Here is a 21276-nt window from a genome sequence, read left to right on the forward strand (position 1 = left end):
TCGTCGATGGATCTGCTGGACGACTCCGATTACGCGCGGCTGGACGAATGGGGCAATCGCGCGGTCTTGACCGAGCGGACGAACACTCCGGCGCAGTCGATTCCGGAGTTGTTCAGCGCGCAGGTGGCGCGCACACCCGATGCGCCGGCGCTCACCTTCGGTACGCGCTCATGGACCTATCGCGATCTGGACGAGGCGTCGAACCGGTTGGCGCATCTGCTGACCGCGCATGGTGCGGGTCCGGGCGAGCGCGTGGCACTGCTGCTCTCGCGGTCGGCCGAAGCGATCGTGGCGATTCTGGCGGTGCTCAAGACGGGCGCGGCATATCTGCCGATCGACCCGGCGCATCCCGATGCTCGGGTGCAGTTCATGCTCACCGACGCAGCTCCGATGGCCGCGGTCAGCACCGTCGATCTGGCCGAGCGGTTGGCCGGGCATGGATTGCCGATCATCGACATCGACGCCCCCACGGTGCGCAGCCAGCCCGATACGGCGTTGGCGGCGCCAGATCCCGACGATATCGCCTACCTGATCTACACCTCGGGCACCACCGGTGTGCCCAAGGGCGTGGCGATCAGCCATCGACATGTGACGCGGATGCTCGACACCCTTGCCGGTGATCTGCAACTCGCGAATCAGGTATGGACGCAATGCCATTCGTTGGCCTTCGACTACTCGGTGTGGGAGATCTTCGGGGCGCTGCTGCACGGAGGCCGCCTGGTCGTGGCGCCCGACGAAATAGTGCGCTCCCCTCGGGATCTGCACGCCCTGCTGGTCGCCGAACAGGTCAGCGTGCTGAGTCAGACGCCGTCGGCGTTCTATGCGCTTGCGACCGTCGACTCGCTGGAGCCCGAACTCAGGTCGGGGTTGAAGCTCGAGACGGTCGTGTTCGGCGGAGAAGCCCTCGAACCACAGCGAATCCGGACCTGGATGGACGACCATCCGGGATCCCCGCGGATGATCAACATGTACGGCATCACCGAAACGACCGTGCATGCCTCGTTCCGGGAGATCGTCGACGCTGACGCCAACGGAAGTGCCAGCCCGATCGGGGTGCCGTTGGGCCACCTCGCCTTCTTCGTGTTGGACGCCTCATTGCAGCAGGCGCCGGCCGGGGTGGTCGGTGAGTTGTATGTGGCCGGTGCTGGTGTGGGCGTGGGGTATTGGTGCCGGGGTGGGTTGAGTGCGTCGCGGTTCGTGGCGTGTCCGTTCGTCGGCGCGGGGGCGCCAGGACAACGGATGTATCGCACCGGGGATTTGGTCCGGTGGGGCCTTGACGGTCAGCTGGTCTATATGGGTCGGGCTGATGAACAGGTCAAGATCCGCGGGTACCGCATCGAGCTGGGTGAGGTTCAGGCGGCGTTGGCCGGGTTGGACGGGGTCGAGCAGGCTGCCGTCATCGCGCGTGAGGACCGTCCCGGTGACAAGCGGCTGGTCGGTTATTTCACCGGCGGAGCGGACCCGGCCCGGGTTCGCGAGCAGCTTGGTCCGCGGTTGCCCGTATATATGGTGCCGGCGGCGGTGGTGGTGCTCGACGCGTTGCCATTGACGGTCAACGGCAAGCTCGACAAGCGCGCCTTGCCGGCACCGGAGTATGCCGACGCGGACCGCTACCGGGCGCCGGCGACCGCGGTGGAGGAGATTCTGGTCGGCCTCTATGCCCGAGTGCTGGGCCTGGAGCGGGTTGGCGTGGACGACTCGTTCTTCGACCTGGGGGGGGACTCGTTGCTGGCGACGCGGATGATCGCCGCAATCAACACCGACCTCGGTGCCGACCTGGCGGTGCGCACGCTCTTCGAGTCACCCACTGTGGCTCAACTGGCGCCCCGCGTGGATGAGCGCTCGGGTGGATTCGAGCCGTTGACGACGCGGCAACGTCCTGAGGTGCTGCCGCTGTCGTTTGCCCAGCAACGGTTGTGGTTTCTGCATCAGTTGCATGGGCCCTCACCGGTGTACAACCTGCCTGCAGCGTTTCGCATCAGCGGTGCGCTGGATGTGGATGCGTTGGACGCGGCGCTGGCCGACGTGGTGGCCCGTCAGGAGAGCTTGCGCACGGTGTTCGTGGCGCGAGAGGGGGTTCCCGAGCAGGTGGTGCTGCCCGCCGAGCGGGTGAATTCGGGCTTGCGGGTTGTTGATGCCGGCGGTTGGTCAGCGCAGCAGGTGGAGGAGGCCGTCGGCGTCGAGGTCCGGCATGGCTTCGATTTGGAATCTGAGATCCCATTTCGAGCAACACTTTTCGGCCTGGGCAGCGGTGAGTATTTGGTGGTGGCGGTGGTGCATCATATCGCCGCGGATGGCTGGTCGATCAGCACGCTGGTAGGAGATCTGGTCGCGGCGTATGCCAGCCGAGAGTCGGGCCACGCCCCGGACTGGGCGCCGTTGCCGGTGCAGTATGTCGATTACACGTTGTGGCAGCGCGAGCAGTTGGGCGAGCTCGACGATGCTGAAAGCCGCATCACGGCGCAGGTGGCGTATTGGGAGCAGGCCCTGGCGGGATTGCCTGAGCGGCTGGAGTTGCCTACTGACCGGCCGTATCCGACGGTGGCTGACTATCGCGGGGCCAGTGTGGCCGTGGAGTGGCCAGCGCAATTGCAGCAGCAGCTGGCCCGGGTGGCGCGCGAGCACAATGCCACCAGTTTCATGGTGGTCCAAGCCGCGCTGTCGGTGTTGTTGGCCAAGCTGAGCGCCAGTTCCGATGTGGCGGTGGGGTTCCCGATTGCCGGGCGGCGTGACCCGGCCCTCGATGATTTGGTCGGATTGTTCGTCAACACCTTGGTTTTGCGCGTCGAAATGTCTGGCAATCCAAGTGTCGCTGAGCTTTTGGCGCAGGTGCGTACGCGCAGCCTGGCGGCTTTCGAGCACCAGGATGTACCGTTTGAGGTGTTGGTGGACCGGCTCAACCCGGCTCGGTCGCTGACTCATCATCCGCTGGTGCAGGTCTTGTTGGCGTGGCAGAACCTGCCCGTACACAGCGGCGAACGCCTCGCCGGGCCCGAATCCGATGTGCACGTCACGCCGCTGGAGGTGGATACCCAGGCGGCTCGGATGGATCTGACGTTTTCGTTGGCCGAGCGTTTCAGTGAGTCAGGTGAGGCGGCCGGCATCGGTGGGGCGGTGGAGTTCCGCACCGACGTCTTCGACGCGGCGAGTATCGAGGTGCTGATCGGGCGGTTAGAGCGGGTGTTGACGGCGATCACGGCCGACCCGACGCGGTCATTGTCGTCGGTCGATGTGCTCGATGCCGGCGAATACGTGCTCTTGGAGGGGTGGGAGAACCGGGCGGCCGTGTCGCGGGCTGCATCGCTGAGCGGCCGACTGCCGTCCATTCCGGCGTTGTTCGCCGAACAGGTCGCACGGGCGCCACAGGCTACGGCGGTGACATTCGACGGACGCTCGATGACGTATCGGCAGCTGGATGAGGCTGCCAATCGGTTGGCGCACCTGTTGGCCGGCCGCGGCGTGGGCCCGGGAAACACTGTGGCATTGCTGGTTCCGCGATCGGCCGACGCGATTGTGGCGATTCTGGCGGTGCTGAAAACTGGGGCCGCCTATCTACCGATCGACCCGGCGCTGCCGGCGGCTCGGATCGAGTTCATGCTCGAGGACGCCGCGCCGATGCTCGCGGTCACCGCCGACGGCCTTGCTGAGCGGTTGTCCGGACGCGGGCTGGCGGTCATCGACGTCAACGATCCCGCCCTCGCGGGGCAAGCGAGCACGGAGCTACCCGCTCCGGCGGCCGATGAGATCGCGTATCTGATCTACACCTCGGGCACCACCGGTGTCCCGAAAGGTGTGGTCATCACCCATCACAACGTCATCGAGCTACTTGCGTCGTTGTCTGCTGACGTGAACCGGGCCGGGGTCTGGTCGCAGTGGCATTCCTATGCCTTCGACGTGTCAGTGTGTGAGATCTGGGGTGCACTACTGGGTGGCGGGCGGTTGGTAGTGGTGCCCGAGCCGGTGACTCGCTCTCCGGAGGAGTTCCATGCCCTGCTGGCTCGTGAACACGTCGGCGTGTTGAGCCAGACGCCATCGGCGTTCTACGCGTTGCAAACCGCTGACGGGTTGGCGCCCGAGCTGGGACAGCAACTCTCGCTCGAGAGCGTGATATTCGCCGGTGAAGCCCTTGAACCTCAACGTCTTCGAACATGGCTGGACCGCCATCCGCGATCACCGCGACTGCTGAATCTGTACGGCACCACGGAGACGACGGTGCATGCCTCGTTCCGCGAGATCGCCCCAAGCGACGTCGACAGCAATGGCAGCCCGATCGGGGTGCCGTTGGCCCACCTCGGGTTCCTCGTACTGGATCAGTGGTTGCGCCCAACCCCGGTTGGGGTGGTCGGTGAGCTGTATGTGGCCGGTACGGGGCAGGGGTTGGGGTATTGGCGCCGCCCGAGGCTGACCTCGTCCCGGTTCGTTGCATGCCCGTTGGTGGATGCCGGGGCGCCGGGACAACGGATGTATCGCACCGGCGATCTGGTGTGCTGGGGCGCCGATGGGCAGCTGACCTATCTGGGACGCGCCGACGAGCAGGTCAAGATCCGCGGCTATCGCATCGAACTCGGCGAGGTCCAGGCAGCGCTCACTGCGGTTTCCGGCGTGGAACAGGCGGTGGTGATCGCCCGCGAGGACCGCCCCGGCGACAAACGTCTGGTCGGCTATATCACCGGCACCGCCGATCCGGGGCAGGTACGCGCTGCGTTGGTCGACAGGCTGCCGGCATACATGGTGCCGGCGGCGGTGATGGGCATCGATGCGTTGCCGCTGACGGTCAACGGCAAACTCAACAAGCGCGCCCTGCCGGCACCTGAATATCAGGATGCGGACAGGTATCGCGCTCCGTCGAACCCTGTCGAGGAGATCCTGGCCGGCATCTACGCACGGATCCTCGGCATCGAACGGGTCGGTGTCGACGACTCGTTCTTCGATCTCGGTGGCGACTCGCTGTCGGCGATGCGGGTGATCGCAGCGATCAACACCGATTTGGACACCGACGTCTCGGTACGCACCTTATTCGACGCGCCATCGGTGGCGCGATTGGCGCCGCGTATCGGCGAGGGGACGGGTCGGCGCAATCCGTTGGTAGCGGTGGCGCATCGGCCGGCGGCGGTCCCGTTGTCGTTCGCCCAGAACCGAATGTGGTTCCTCAACCAGGTCGAGGGCGAGGTCGCGACCTACAACATGCCGACAGCGTTTCGGATCAGCGGGGCGCTGGACGCCGACGCCCTGGGCTCGGCGCTGGGCGATGTGGTGGCCCGCCACGAGAGTCTGCGCACGGTGTTCCCGGCGGTCGAGGGCATACCCCAGCAGGTCGTTGCTCCCGCCGAGGACGCCGAATTCACGTGGCAGGTAGTCGATGTCAGCAGCTGGCCGGCAGAGCGGCTGGCCGACGCCGTCGGCGCGCTCGTGCGCCACAAGTTCGATCTGACCGTCGATATTCCGTTGGTGGCAACGCTTTTCCGTCTAGGCGATGACGATCATGTGTTCGTGGCGGTGGTGCACCATATCGCCGGCGACGGCTGGTCGATCGCCCCGTTCGTGCGTGATCTCAGCTCGGCCTATGCCAACCGGTGTGCAGGACAGGCGCCGGATTGGGCGCCGTTGCCGGTGCAGTATGTCGACTACACACTGTGGCAGCGCGCCGAGTTCGGTGATCTCGCCGATCCGAGCAGCCCGATCGCCGCGCAGCTGGACTACTGGCAGCAGGCGTTGGCCGGGATGCCCGAGCGGCTCGCGTTGCCCACCGACCGGCCGTATCCGCCGGTGGCCGATTACCGCGGCGCCAGCGTGGTAGTCGACTGGCCTGCTCAGTTGCAGGAGCAGGTGGCGCGGGTGGCCCGCGAACACAACGCGACCGGTTTCATGGTGATGCAGGCCGCGTTGGCGGTGCTGTTGTCGAAGCTGAGCGCCAGTTCCGATGTCGCGGTGGGGTTCCCGATCGCCGGGCGGCGTGACCCGGTGCTCGACGAGTTGGTCGGATTCTTCGTCAACACCTTGGTGTTGCGGGTCGAGGTGGACGGTGACCCGTCCTTTGCGCAGTTGTTGGCCCAGGTGCGCGCGCGCGGACTGGCCGCCTTCGAGCACCAGGATGTGCCATTCGAGGTGCTGGTCGATCGGCTCAACCCTGCCCGGTCGCTGACCCATCACCCGCTGATCCAGGTGATGTTGGCGTGGCAGAATTTCCCCGGTCTCGACGATGACTCGGCGGCCGGGCTGACCCTGGGCGATCTGCAGATCACGCCGTTTACCGCGGAAACTCAAAGCGCCCGCATGGATATGGTGGTGTTCCTGCGGGAGCGCTGGAGTGAGGCCGGTGAGCCCGCCGGAATCGGCGGGATGGTGGAGTTCCGCACCGATGTGTTCGACGCGGCCAGCATCGAGACGCTGGTCGAGCGGTTCCGGCGAGTTCTGGAAGCGATCGTCGTCGAACCCACGCGGCGGCTGTCGTCGATCGACCTGCTCGACTCCGGCGAATACGCCCGTCTCGACGATGTCGGCAATCGCGCGGTCTTGGCCGAACCATTGACCAGGCGGCCGGTGGCGATTCCGGAGTTGTTCGCCGAGCAGGTGGCCCGCGCGCCGGAGTCGGTGGCGATCCGCTGCGGCGAGGTCACGTTGACCTATGGCGAACTTGACGATGCGTCGAATCGGTTGGCGCACTTGCTGATCGAGTTGGGCGTGGGCGCGGGCCGATCTGTGGCGCTGCTGCAGCATCGGTCAGCCGAGGCTGTCGTGGCCATTCTGGCAGTGCTCAAGACCGGGGCGGCGTATCTGCCGATCGACCCGGCCTATCCGGAGACGCGGATCGAGTTCATGGTGGCTGACGCCGAGCCGATCGTCGCGGTCACCACAAGCGATCTCGCCGACAGGCTGAGCGGGTGCGATCTCGCCGTGATCGATGTCGACGATCCGCGCATCGCCGGACAACCCAGTACCGCGTTGCCGGGGGCGGCCCCTGAGGACATCGCCCACATCATCTACACCTCGGGCACCACCGGTCTGCCCAAGGGAGTGGCCGTCACCCACCACAACGTGACCCGGTTGTTCGACTCAATGGACAGCCGCTACCGGCCGGCGCCGGGGCAGGTGTGGTCGCAGTGCCACTCGTATGCGTTCGACTATTCGGTATGGGAGATGTGGGGTGCACTGCTGCACGGCGGGCGGCTGGTCGTGGTGCCCGAAGAGGTGACCCGTTCCCCGCAGGATCTCCATGCGTTGCTGGTCGCCGAGAAAGTCAGCATGCTCAGCCAGACTCCGTCGGCGCTCGGTGTGCTGTCCCCCCAGGGGCTGGACGAGACGGCGCTGATGATCGCCGCCGAACCCTGCCCGGCGGAGGTGGTGGACCGGTGGGCACCGGGGCGGGTGATGATCAACGGTTACGGCCCGACCGAGACCACCGTCTATGCCACCATCAGCGCTCCGCTGACAGCGGGATCGGAGGAGGTGCCGATCGGCGTCCCGGTGCCGGGCGCGGCGTTGTTTGTATTGGACGGGTGGTTGCGTCCGGTGCCGGCTGGGGTGGTCGGAGAGTTGTACGTCGCCGGCCGCGGGGTGGGCGTGGGCTATGTGCGCCGGGCCGGGCTGACCGGCTCGCGGTTCGTGGCGTGCCCATTCGTCGGTGAGGGAGCCCCTGCAGGGCAAAGGATGTACCGCACTGGAGATTTGGTGCGCTGGGGTGCTGATGGACAGCTGCGCTATGTGGGCCGCGCTGATGAGCAGGTCAAGATCCGCGGCTATCGCATCGAGCTCGGTGAGATCGAGTCGGCGCTGCGCGCCCATCCGCGGGTGGCCCAGGCGGTGGTCGTCGCCCACGCCCCCGATGCGGCCGACGGTGTCGGCGACAAGCAACTGGTGGGCTATGTGGTGCCCGACCCGCAGACGAAGTTGGTCCGTGAGCCCGACCGGGAAGCGCAGCTCGTGGGCCAGTGGCAGGGTGTCTACGCGGACCTGTATTCCGGACAGGCGTTCACCCAGCAAGGCGTATCCACCGGATTAGGGCAGGATTTCGGGGGCTGGAACTCCAGTTACACCGGTGAGCCGATCCCATTGGAGCAGATGCGCCAATGGCAGACGGCGGCGGTGGAGCGAATTCGGGCGCTGGGGCCGGGCCGGGTGTTGGAGATCGGCGTTGGCTCGGGTCTGCTGCTGGCTCCGCTGGCCCCCGAATGTGTCGAGTATTGGGGCACCGACTTTTCCGCGCCGACGATCGAGAAATTGCAGGCCGCGGTGGCGGCGCAGCCGTGGGCGGATCGGGTTCGCTTGGCGGTGCAGCCGGCCGATGTGGCCGACGGGCTGCCTGAGGGTTATTTCGACACCATCGTTTTGAACTCGGTCATTCAGTACTTCCCGAGCGCGGGCTATCTGCTCGACGTATTGAGGTTGGCGTTACGGCTCCTGGCCCCTGGCGGGGCGGTGTTTCTCGGTGACGTACGCAACCTGGCGTTGCTGCGGGAGTTCACCACCGGGGTGGTGTGCGCCGAAGACGTCCGAGGTGAGCAGACCGCGGCGGTGGTGCGCGAGCGGGTGCGCCGGGAGATGCTGGCCGAGCAGGAACTGCTCGTGGCCCCGGAGTTCTTCACCGCGTTGGCGTCGCAGTATCCGGAGATCGGCGCGGTCGATGTGCAGCTCAAGGCGATGGATGCGGTCAACGAACTCAGCGGGTACCGGTACGAGGTCGTGCTGCACAAGGCGCCCGTGTCGACGCGTTCGGTGGCCCGGATCCGATCCGAAGCATGGGAACGGTTCGGCAGCTTGGCTGCGTTGAGTGAATTCTTGAGCACGACGGACCTGCCCGAGTTGCGGGTGACCGGGGTTCCGCATGCCGGAATCTGGCCGGAGGCGGCATTGGCGCTGGAGCTGGCTTCGGCCGCGGATCGGGTGACGGTCGACGAGGTGAGTGCCGGTATGTCGACGCCTGAGGGTGCGGTGACGGCACGGCAGTGTCATCAACTGGGCCGGGAACTGGGTTATGCCACGGCGGTAACCTGGTCGGCCGCGGCGGGTTTCGTAGATATCGTTCTTACCCGCGCAGCAGAGCCGTTGACGGATGTCTATGTGCCGGCTGCGCCGGTCGGGTCGTTGGCCGGCTATGTCAACGACCCGGCCGCGATCGAGCGCGCGGCGGAGCTACGCGGCTTCGTGGCAGAGCGGTTGCCGGAGTTCATGATTCCCGCGGCGATCATGATGTTGGACGCGTTGCCGTTGACGGTCAACGGCAAGCTCGACAAACGGGCGTTGCCGGCCCCGGAGTTCATCAGCACGGTGGCCTACCGCGCCCCACGGGATGAGCGTGAGCACCTGTTGGCCGCGCTGTTCGGCGAGGTGCTGGGCGCGAGCCGGGTGGGCATCGACGAGTCGTTCTTCGATCTGGGCGGGCACTCGCTGTCGGCGACGCGGCTGGTGGCGCGCATCCGCGCAGAGCTGGACGTGGACGTGCCGATCCGGGCATTGTTCGACGCGCCCACGGTGGCCGGGCTCGCGGCCTGGATTCACACCGACGCCGCCGATGCGACGAGCACATCGTTGACGGCGCGCCCCCGCCCGCAGGTGGTGCCGTTGTCCTTTGCCCAGCAGCGGCTGTGGTTCCTCGATCAGTTGCATGGGCCGTCGCCGGTCTACAACATGCCCGCTGCGTTCACCATCAATGGCCCCCTGAACGTCGAGGCGTTGGGGGCGGCGCTGGGCGACGTGGTGGCCCGCCATGAAAGCCTGCGCACCTTGTTCGTCGCTGTCGAGGGCGTCCCACAACAACTCGTCATCCCGCCCGAGCAGGCCGACTTCGGCTGGCAGGTGGTTGACGCCCTCGGCTGGTCGGCGCAGCAGATCGACCAGGCCGTAGCCGCGGTGGTGGGGCACAGTTTCGATCTCGGTTCTGAAATCCCGTTGCGGGCAACGCTTTTGCGCCTCGGCGCGAACGAGCACGCGTTGGTGGCAGTGGTGCACCACATCGCCGGCGACGGCTGGTCGATCGCCCCACTGGTACGTGACGTCGGGGCCGCGTATGCCGCTCGCTGCGCAGGGCAGGCCCCGGATTGGGCGCCGTTGGCTGTGCAGTATGTCGACTACACACTGTGGCAGCGCGAGGCTCTCGGCGAACTCGACGACCCGGCCAGCCGCATCGCGGCGCAGCTGGGCTACTGGCAGCAGGTGTTGGCAGGGCTGCCGGAGCGGCTCGAGTTGCCCACCGATCGGCCCTACCCGCTGGTCGCCGATCAGCGCGGGGCCAGTATCGCCATCGACTGGCCCCCGCAGCTACAGCAACAACTGGCCCAGGTGGCCGCTCGACATCAGGCGACCAGTTTCATGGTGGTCCAAGCCGCGTTGGCGGTGGTGTTGGGCAAACTGTCCGCCAGCAGCGACGTGGCCATCGGCTTCCCTATCGCCGGGCGGCGTGACGCCGCACTCGACGAGCTGGTCGGCTTCTTCGTCAACACCCTGATCCTGCGTGTGCAAATCAACGGGGATCCCACCGTCGCGGAGTTGCTCGAGCAGGTCCGCGCTCGCAGCCTGGCCGCCTACGAACACCAGGACGTCCCCTTCGAAGTCCTCGTCGAACGGCTCAACCCCACCCGCTCGTTGGCTCACCATCCGCTGATCCAGGTCATGCTGGGATGGCAGAACTTCGACCGTCCGGATCAGCAGGCCCCGACGCCCGCTCTGGGCGATGTCCAGGTGCAACCCCTGAGTGTGGACACTCACACCGCCCGCATGGATTTGTCGTTCTCCCTGGAGGAACGATGGAACTCCACGGGTGAACCTGTAGGAATCACCGGGTCGTTGGAGTACCGCACCGATGTGTTCGATGCGGCCAGCATCCACACGCTCGTCGAGCGGTTCCTGCGTGTGCTCACCGCCCTCACCGACGACCCGACCCGCCGCCTGTCCACAATCGATCTGCTCGACGCGACCGAACATCGCAGCATCGAAGATCTCGGTAACCGCACCGCGTTGATCCAGCCGCCGTCCGATGCGCACGTCTCGATCCCGGCATTGTTCGCCGCACAGGTCGCCCGCGCGCCGCAGGCTGTCGCGATCAGCAGTGACGGCAGATCCATGACCTACCGCGAACTCGACGAAGCCGCGAACCGGATGGGCCACTTACTCACCGACCGGGGCGTCGGTCCCGGGCAGTGCGTTGCGCTGCTCGTCGAGCGCTCACCTCAAGCAGTCGTGGCCATGCTGGCAGTGCTCAAGACGGGGGCGGCGTATCTGCCGATCGATCCGATCGTCCCGGACGCGCGGCTGCAATTCATGCTCACCGACGCCGCGCCGACCGCCGCGATCAGCACCACCGGCCTCGCCGACCGGCTCGACGGCTTCGAATTCACGGTCGTCGACGTCGACGACCCCGCGGTTGACACCTATCCCAGCACCGGACTCGGGGCACCTGATCCCGACGACGTCGCCTATCTGATCTACACCTCCGGCACCACCGGAACTCCCAAGGGCGTGGCCATCACGCATCGCAGCGTCACCCATCTGTTGGGTTCGTTGGATGCGGGGCTGCCCCGGTCGGGCGTGTGGCCGTTGTGTCACTCGCTGGCCTTCGATGTTTCGGTGTGGGAGATCTTCGGTGCGCTGCTGCGCGGTGGGCGACTGGTCGTCGTCCCCGAATCGGTGGCGAGCGCACCGGATGAGCTTCACGCGCTCCTCGTCGCTGAATCGGTCACCGTATTGACCCAGACCCCGTCGGCGGTGGCGATGCTGCCGGATGAGGGGTTGGAGTCGGCAGCGGTCGTGATGGCCGGAGAGGCCTGCCCGACCGAGGTGGTCGACCGCTGGGCGCCGGGACGGGTGATGGTCAACGCCTACGGCCCGACCGAAACCACGATGTGTGTCGCCGTCAGCGCGCCGCTGACGGCGGGCATGCAGGTTGTGCCGATCGGCACTCCGGTGCCCGGAGCTGCGTTGTTCGTTCTCGACGCGTGGCTGCGTCCGGTGCCGGTCGGGGTGGTCGGTGAGCTGTACGTGGCCGGCGTCGGGTTGGCCTACGGCTACCTGGGACGCGCGGGTCTGACTGCAGCGCGCTTCACCGCCTGCCCGTTCGGCACACCGGGGCAGCGGATGTATCGCACCGGCGATCTGGTGCGTTGGGGCACCGACGGACAACTGGCGTACCTGGGCCGCGCCGATGAACAGGTCAAGATCCGCGGCTACCGCATAGAACTCGGCGAAGTCCACGCCGCTCTGGCCGCCCTGGACGGAATCGACCACGCCGCCGTCATCGCTCGCGAAGACCGCCCCGGTGACAAACGCCTCGTTGGTTATGTCACCGAAACCTCCACGGCCACCATCGATCCCGCCGAAGTGCGCGCGAAGCTGGCCAAGCGGCTGCCGGCCTACATGGTGCCGGCGGCCGTCGTCGTCCTCGACGCCCTGCCGTTGACGGTCAACGGCAAACTCGACACCCGGGCGCTACCGGCCCCCGAATACAGTGCCGGCCAGCACCGCTCTCCGACCACCCCCACCGAGGAGATCGTGGCCGGCATCTACGCTCGCGTCCTGGGACTCGAGCGCGTCGGAATCGACGAGTCCTTCTTCGACCTCGGCGGCGACTCGCTGTCGGCAACCCGGGCCATCGCCGCGATCAACACCAGCCTGGACGCCGGCTTGGCCGTGCGGACCATCTTCGAGTCACCCTCGGTCGCGCAGTTGGCTCCGCGCATCGGCGAGGGCTCGGTTCGGCGCGCGCCTTTGGTCGCAGCCGAACGGCCGTCGACGGTGCCGTTGTCGTATGCCCAGAGTCGGTTGTGGTTCCTCAACCGGTTCGAGGACGGTTACGGGACGTACAACATTCCCACCGCGTTGCGGATCACCGGTGCGCTCGATGTGCCGGCGCTAGACGCCGCTCTCGACGATGTCATCGCCCGTCACGAATCGTTGCGCACCGTTTTCCCTGATGTCGACGGTGTGCCGTTCCAGCAGGTGCTGCCCGCAGCAGCGGGGATGTGGCGGCGTGGAGGCCCGGCCGTGGTGTCGGTGACCGAGCAGGATCTGGCCACCGAGTTGGCGGCCTTGGCGGGGTATCGGTTCGACCTGGCCAGCGAGATCCCGGTTCGCGCGCAGATCTATGCGTTGGAACCCGAACAGTATGTGCTCGCAATCATGGTGCACCACATCGCTTTCGACGGCTGGTCGTTGGCGCCGATGGTGCGAGATGTGGCCGAGGCGTACCGAGCACGTCGAGCCGGGCAGGAACCGGGCTGGTCGCCGTTGCCGGTGCAGTATGCCGATTACACCCTGTGGCAACGGGATTGGTTGGGTGTCGAGTCGAATCCGGACAGTGTGATCGCGGCGCAGCTGAGTTATTGGCGAACGCAGTTGGCTGACCTGCCGGAGGTCGTGTCGTTGCCGGCGGATCGCCCGCGCCCGGCGGTGCCCAGTTATCGGGGTGACGGGGTGGAGTTGCGCATCGAGGCGCCGCTGTGGGCCGAGGTCAAGGCGGTGGCGGCGGCGCACAATGCGACGGCATCGATGGTGATGCAGGCGGTGTTGGCGGTGGTGTTGCACCGTGCGGGGGTGGGCCAGGACGTGGTGATGGGCTCGCCGATCGCCGGGCGGTTGGATGCCGCGCTCGATGATCTGGTCGGGTTCTTCGTCAACACCTGGGTGCTGCGGGTCTCGGTGAGTCCTGCGGACTCGTTCGGCGAGGTGCTCGAGCGGGTGCGCCAGAAGGCGTTGGATGCCTACAGCAATCAAGATGTGCCGTTCGAGTTGCTTGTCGAGCAGCTCAACCCGGTGCGCTCCACGTCGCATCATCCGCTTTTCCAAGTGGGCATGCTGTTCCAGAACAATCTGCGTCCGGACGGCGCGTCATTCGACGGGATCAGTGTGGAGCCGCTGGAGATGTCCATCGGTACTTCGAAGTGGGACTTGGATTTCGACTTGGGCGAGGTGCCCAGCCAAGACTCGGGTGCGCCGATGGCCGCCGGCACGGTCACCTATGCGACGGACCTGTATGACCGGTCCACCATCGAGCGGTTGGTCGCCTGGTTCGTTCGCGTGCTCGAGACGGTTGTCGCCGACGCCTCTGTGGCAGTGGGCGAGATGGCCCTGCTCGACGCCGACGAGCAGACCGTCCTCGATGAGGTGGGCAACCGTGCGGTGCTGACCCGGCCGGCGCGCACTTCGGCGTCGATCCCGGTGGCCTTCGCCGAACAGGCGGCCCGCACCCCGCAGGCAGTGGCGCTGCGCTGCGGCGAGGAGTCGGTGACCTACCGCGAACTCGAAGATGCCTCGAATCGATTGGCGCACTTACTGTCCGGCCAAGGAGTCGGTGCGGGCGATTGTGTGGCACTACTGTTCAACCGGTCTGCTGAGGCGATCGCGGCGATGCTGGCGGTACTCAAGGCCGGCGCGGCGTACCTGCCGATCGACCCGGCGCTGCCGGCGAGTCGAGTCGGGTTCATGCTCGGCGACGCCGCGCCGATGGTCGCGATCACCACCGGCCGGCTGGCCGAGCGGCTGACCGGATACGACCTGCTGGTCATCGATGTCGACGACCCCCGTATCCGGGACTATCCGCACACCGCTCTGCCCGCACCGTCCGCCGATGACATGGCCTACATCATCTACACCTCGGGCACCACGGGCACGCCCAAGGGGGTGGCCATCACCCACCACAACGTGACCGAGCTGATGGCTTCCATGGACCCCGTTTTGGCGGCGCCGACTCAGGTGTGGTCGCAGTGGCATTCCTACAGCTTCGACATCTCGGGCTGGGAGATCTGGGGCGCGCTGCTGCACGGTGGGCGGCTGGTGGTGGTGCCCGAGACGGTGGCCCGCTCGCTGACCGATTTCCACGCGTTGCTGGTTGCCGAACAGGTGACCGTGTTGAGCCAAACCCCCTCTGCGGTCGGGGGATTGTCGCCCGAGGGCCTCGATGGGGTGACCTTGCTGGTCGGCGGCGAGCCGTGCCCGGCGGAGGTGGTGGACCGGTGGGCGCCGGGCCGGGCGATGATCAACGAGTACGGCCCGACGGAAGCCACGATGTGGGTGACCGCGAGTGCACCGTTGACGGCCGGGTCCGGTGCGGTGCCGATCGGTGCGCCGTTGCCGACTGCGGCGTTGTTCGTGCTCGACGAGCGGCTGCGGCCGGTACCGGCCGGGGTGGTCGGCGAGTTGTATGTCGCCGGCCCTCAGGTCGGGGTCGGATATTGGCGTAGACCGGGTTTGACCGCGTCGCGGTTCATGGCGTGCCCGTTCGGAAAGCCCGGGCAGCGGATGTATCGCACCGGAGATCTGGTGCGCTGGGGCGCCGACGGGCAGCTGCGTTACCTGGGGCGCGCCGACGAACAAGTCAAGATCCGCGGCTACCGCATCGAACTCGGTGAGATCGGCGCGGTGCTCGCCGCCCACCCGCGGGTGTCGCAGGCAGTGGTCGTCGCCCACACCGCGGATCCCGGGGAGCCGCTGAGCGACAGGCAACTGGTGGGCTATGTCGTTGCCGACCAGGAGATGATGCTGGTCCGCGAGCCCGACCGGGAAGCTCAGCTGGTCGAACAATGGCAGCGAGTGTGGGGCGGCCTGTACTCGGCCGAGCCGCCCACAGCGGGCGCGCCGGCATTGGGTGAAGATTTCGGCGGGTGGATCAGCAGCTACACCGGCGAGCCGATTCCACTCGAGCAGATGCGCGAATGGCGCGCAGCTGCGGTCGATCGCATTCGTGCGCTGGGACCGCGGCGTGTGCTGGAGATCGGGGTCGGTTCGGGCCTTCTGCTGACGCCGTTGGCGCCCGACTGTGACGAGTATTGGGGCATCGACGTCTCCACCGCCACGATCGAGAAACTGCAGGCGGCGGTGGCCTCGCAGCCGTGGGGTGACCGGGTGCGGTTGCGGGCGCAGCCCGCCGACGTGGCCGACGGGCTGCCGCTGGGCCACTTCGACACCGTCATTCTCAACTCGGTGATCCAGTACTTCCCCAGCGCGGGGTACCTGCTCGATGTGCTGGCGTCGGCGGTTCGGCTGTTGGCGCCAGGCGGTGCGGTGTTCATCGGTGACGTGCGCAACCTGTCGTTGCTGCAGGCGTTCACGACCGGGGTGGTGTGCGCCGACGGCGGTGGTGCCGAGCAGACCGCGGCTGTAGTTCGGGAACGTGTGCGCCGGGAGATCCTGGCCGAACAGGAGCTGTTGTTGGCCCCCGAATTCTTCGTGGCGTTACCCGCAGAGTTCGACGAGATCGCTGCGGTGGATCTTCAGCTCAAAGCGATGAATGCGATCAACGAGCTCAGTGGCTACCGCTACGACGTGGTGCTGCGTAAGGCTCCGGCGCTGGTTCGCTCGGCGGCCGAGGTGCCGTCCCAACCGTGGCAACGGTTGGGCAGCCTGGCTGCGCTGGGTGAATTCTTGCGCACCCAGCAGCCGGCGCAGCTGCGTGTCACCGCCGTGCCGCATGCCGGGATATGGCCGGAGGTGGCGTTGGCGCAGGCGCTGTCGGCAGCCGGGGACCGAGTGGCGGTCAGCGAGGTACGTGCCGGCCTGGCGGTGCCGGAGAATGCGGTGTTGCCGCAGCAGTGTCGTCTACTGGGCGAACAATTGGGCTACGCCACCGCCGTAACCTGGTCGCCCATCGCGGGTTCGGTGGATGTGATCTACACCCGAAGCGATGATCGGGCGCAGGTGTTGTCCGATGTGTACCGGCCGGCGACATCGGTCGATTCACTTGCCGGACACGTCAACGACCCGGCGGCGGTCGAGCGGGTGGCCGAGTTGCGCAACTTCGCTGCTGAGCGGTTGCCGGAGTTCATGGTCCCCGCGGCGATCATGATGCTGGACTCGCTGCCATTGACGGTCAACGGCAAGCTTGATCGGCGTGCGTTGCCCGCTCCGAAGTTCATCAGCGGTGCGGCCTATCGGGCACCGCGCGATCAACGCGAACAGCTGGTTGCCGCATTGTTCGGCGAGGTGCTCGGAGCGACGAAAGTCGGCGTCGACGACTCGTTCTTCGATCTCGGTGGACATTCGCTGTCTGCGATGCGGCTGCTGGGTCGGCTGCGTTCCGAACTGGGTGTCGAGGTGCCGATCCGGGAGTTCTTCGACATGCCGACCGTGGCCGGGCTTGCCGAATGGATCAGCGCGTACGGAGGTGAAAGAAGTAGGGCCGCCTTGACGGTCCAGCAGCGGCCCGCAGTGATCCCGTTGTCGTATGCCCAACAGCGGCTTTGGTTCCTCGACCAGTTGCACGGACCGTCGGCGATGTACAACATGCCGACTGCTTACCGGATCAGCGGCCCGCTGGACACCGACGCGTTGGGAGCGGCGCTGGCCGATGTGGTGGATCGCCAGGAGTGCCTACGGACGTTGTTCACGGCGCCTGAGGGTCGCCCCCAGCAGGTCGTCATCCCTGTGGAGCAGGCCGATTTCAGGTGGCAGGCCGTCGATGCACGCGACTGGTCAGCGGACCGGTTAGAAGAAGCTCTCGGCGAGATCGTGCGCTACGCGTTTGACTTGACCGCTGAGATCCCTTTGCGGGCGAAGCTTTTCCGTGTCGCGGTCGACGAGTTCGTACTGGTTGCCGTGGTGCACCATATCGCCGCGGACGGTCTGTCGATCGGCCCGTTGATGCGCGATCTGGGTGTGGCCTATGCGAGCCGGTGTGCGGAGCGCGCACCGGATTGGGCGCCATTGGCGGTGCAGTATGTGGACTACACGCTGTGGCAGCGTGAGCAATTGGGCGACCTGGCCGATGCCGACAGCCCGATCGCCGCGCAGCTCGCCTACTGGGAACAGGCGCTGGCCGGGCTGCCGGAACGCTTGGATCTGCCCACCGATCGGCCCTACCCGCCGGTGGCTGATTACCGGGGCGCCACCGTCGCCGTGGAGTGGCCGGCCGAGTTGCAGCAGCAGATCGCCCGGGTAGCCGGCGAACACAACACAACCAGCTTCATGGTGGTTCAGGCCGCCTTGGCGGTGCTGCTCGCCAAGCTCAGCGCCACTCCCGATGTCGCCGTCGGGTTCCCGATCGCTGGGCGCGACGACCCGGCGCTGGATGAGCTGGTGGGAGTTTTCGTCAACACCCTGGTGCTTCGAGTCGATCTGAGCGGTGACCCCCGGCTAACGGAGCTACTGGCCCAGGTCCGTCAGCGCAGCCTCGCCGCCTACCAGCACCAGGATGTGCCCTTCGAGGTGCTCGTCGACCGACTCAACCCGACCCGCAGCCTGACCCACCATCCACTCGTGCAGGTGATGTTGGCGTGGCAGAACCTGTCGGTGCATGCGGACGGATCCGCTGAGTTCGCCTTGGGTGATCTGCAATTCACGCCTCTGACCGCTGAAACCCAAACGGCCCGCATGGATTTGACGTTCTCCCTCGCCGAACGCTGGAATGCGGCCGGTGAGCCCGCCGGGATCAGTGGCGCGGTGGAATTCCGTACCGACGTGTTCGACGCGGCAACGATCGAGGCGCTGTGCGAGCGGTTACAGCGAGTGGTTGCTGCGCTGATCGCCGAGCCCACGCGACGACTGTCGTCGATAGACGTGTTGGAGGCGGCCGAACTCAACCGGCTTGACGTATGGGGCAACCGGGCGGCGCTGACCGCGCCGGCATCCAGTGCGATGTCGATCCCGGCACTGTTCGCCGATCAGGTCGCACGCGCACCGCAGGCGGTGGCGCTGACCTTCCATGACCGTTCGATGACTTATCGCGAGCTTGACGAGGCGTCAAACCGACTGGCGCATCTGCTCATCGGACACGGCGCGGGCCCGGGTGAGCGGGTGGCGCTGCTGTTCAACCGGTCGGTCGAGGCGATCGTCGCAATACTGGCGGTGCTCAAGACTGGAGCGGCTTACCTGCCGATCGACCCCGCGCACCCGGCCGCGCGGGTCCAATTCATGCTCGATGATGCCGCGCCTTTGGCAGCGGTCAGCACCACGGCACTGGCGGCGCGCCTGAACGGCCGCGAACTGCTCGTCATCGATATCGACGACCCACGAATCGCCGACCAACTCAGTACGGCGTTGCCGGCGGCGGGTCCCGATGAAATCGCCTACGTCATATACACATCGGGCACTACCGGCGTACCCAAGGGCGTGGCGGTCGGCCATCGCAACGTGACGGGCTTACTGGAGGCGCTTGACGCGGAATTGGAGCTCTCGCCCGGGCAAGTGTGGACTCAGTGCCACTCCTACGCCTTCGACTACTCGGTGTGGGAGATTTTCGGGGCGTTGCTGCGCGGCGGTCGGCTCGTCGTGGTCCCCGAAGAAGTGGTCCGCTCGCCGCAGGAACTGTACTCGGTTCTGGTGACCGAAAACGTCAGCATCTTGAGCCAGACGCCGTCGGCGTTCTATGCATTGCAAACCGTCGATGCGCTGTCATCCGAGCGCGAAGATGAGCTGAAGCTGGAGACGGTGGTATTCGGTGGAGAGGCGCTGGAACCGCAACGACTGGAGAAGTGGTTGCGCAACCATCCCGGATCGCCGCGGTTGGTGAACATGTACGGCATCACGGAGACCACGGTGCACGCCTCGTTCCGCGAAATCGTCAGCGGTGACCTCGAGGGCAACGTCAGCCCTATCGGCGTGCCGTTGGCCAATCTGGGTTTCCATGTGCTCGATCAGTGGTTGCATCCGGTGCCCGCCGGCGTGGCCGGGGAGTTGTATGTGGCCGGCGGCGGCCTGACCTATGGCTATCTGGGGCGCGCCGAACTCACGGGATCGCGTTTCATAGCGTGTCCGTTCGGTGGGCTAGGGACGCGGATGTACCGCACCGGCGACCTCGTGCGCTGGGGTGCTGACGGGCAACTGCGTTATGTGGGTCGTGCCGATGAGCAGGTCAAGATCCGTGGGTACCGCATCGAACTGGGCGAGGTCGAGTCGGCCTTGGCAGGGCTGCCTGGGGTGGATCAGGCCGTGGTCGTCGCCCGCGAGGACCGCCCCGGCGATAAGCGGCTGGTTGGCTACATCACCGAAACCTCAATTGGCACAGTCGATGCCGCCGAGGCGCGGGCAGCACTGTCCGAACGTCTTCCCACGTATATGGTCCCCGCGGCGGTGGTAGTGCTCGATGCGCTGCCGCTGACGGTCAACGGAAAACTGGACAAGCGCGCTCTGCCCGCACCCGAATACACCGACACCGATCACTACCGCGCCCCGGGCACTCGGACGGAAGAGATTGTCGCCGCAATCTACGCCGAGGTACTCGGACTAGAGCGCGTTGGCGTCGACGATTCGTTCTTCGACCTGGGCGGGGATTCGCTGTTGGCGATGCAGGTGATAGCCGCGATCAACAGCCGCCTGGATACGCATCTCGCGGTACGCACCTTGTTCCACGCGCCTTCCGTGCGCAGTTTGAGCCAGCAGCTAGAGGGCCCTGCCGACGCTGCGGAAGTGGTCCCGATCGAGGTGCTCAAGGAGGGCTCCGGTGCCCCCCTGTTCTGCCTCCATCCCGGCGGTGGGGTGAGTTGGCAGTACCAGACTCTCGGAAAGTACCTGGACTGTCCCATCATTGGAATACAACAGACTCTGCGGGACGGCGAGGTTGAACCTCGCTCGATTCGGGATATGGCGGCAAACTATGCCGACCGCATCCAACAGATCTCCCCGACCGGCCCCTACCATCTTCTCGGCTGGTCCTTCGGCGGCGTTGTCGCACATGAGCTCGCCGTCGAGCTGCAACGACGCGGCTGCGCAGTGGAGCGTCTGATCCTCATCGACACCCAACCCCGCCTCGACAGCGCCGACCTACCAGATGGTGCTTTGGACAAGAAGCGCGTACTGGAAGAAGTCCTGCGGCTGTACAACATTGACAATCCAGACGTGGACGGGTCGCTTACCTACGAGCAACTTCAGGACCGAGTTCACCAACAAGTAGCCGTGGAGCTTCCTCAGTACATACAACTGGTCGATTCTTTCGTCCAGAATCTGGATCTCCTAGTTCAACACATCACTTTCAACCGCGCATTGCAAGAGGCCCATGAGCCGAGCGTTTTCGAGGGAAATATGGTCGCTTTCTCCGCCACGCAGGGAGAGAGTGACCGGTACACATCTGCTCTGGAAAGCTGGCGTCCTTATATTGCCGGCGAAATTGCTGAGCACTTGGTCGACTGTCCACATGAAATTATGTTGACTGCCGATTCGCTTAGCCTGTATGGCCAACGACTCAAGTCGGTATTGGACGACCGTGGATGAGTTTGTGTTTGCCCAGGAGTGTGTCGTAGATTTTTCCCACCTCGTGTGGATGGCCTACGGGACCGTTAGGTAAACGTGGGCAGGCGACTGGCCGTCGGTCGCTCGTCCAGCGCGGGTAACCGGCTTCGACGGAAGCGGCGAGAGGCCTGT

At 66.1% G+C, this 21276-nt stretch carries 1 protein-coding gene; it reads left to right on the forward strand.

The window, feature by feature from the left end; translation table 11 throughout:
* Nucleotides 1-6: 6 nt before the first annotated feature.
* Nucleotides 7-21126, forward strand: a complete 21120-nt coding sequence (locus AU187_RS05930) for a non-ribosomal peptide synthetase (RefSeq protein WP_059166364.1) — start codon at nucleotides 7-9, stop codon at nucleotides 21124-21126.
* Nucleotides 21127-21276: the final 150 nt, after the last annotated feature.

The organism is Mycobacterium sp. IS-1556 (assembly GCF_001499985.1).
Lineage (GTDB): Bacteria > Actinomycetota > Actinomycetes > Mycobacteriales > Mycobacteriaceae > Mycobacterium.

What these genes read in the sequence shown, in the direction of transcription:
- AU187_RS05930 (WP_059166364.1), top strand. Translation starts at nt 7, where the DNA reads ATGGATCTGCTGGACGACTCCGATTACGCGCGGCTGGACGAATGGGGC.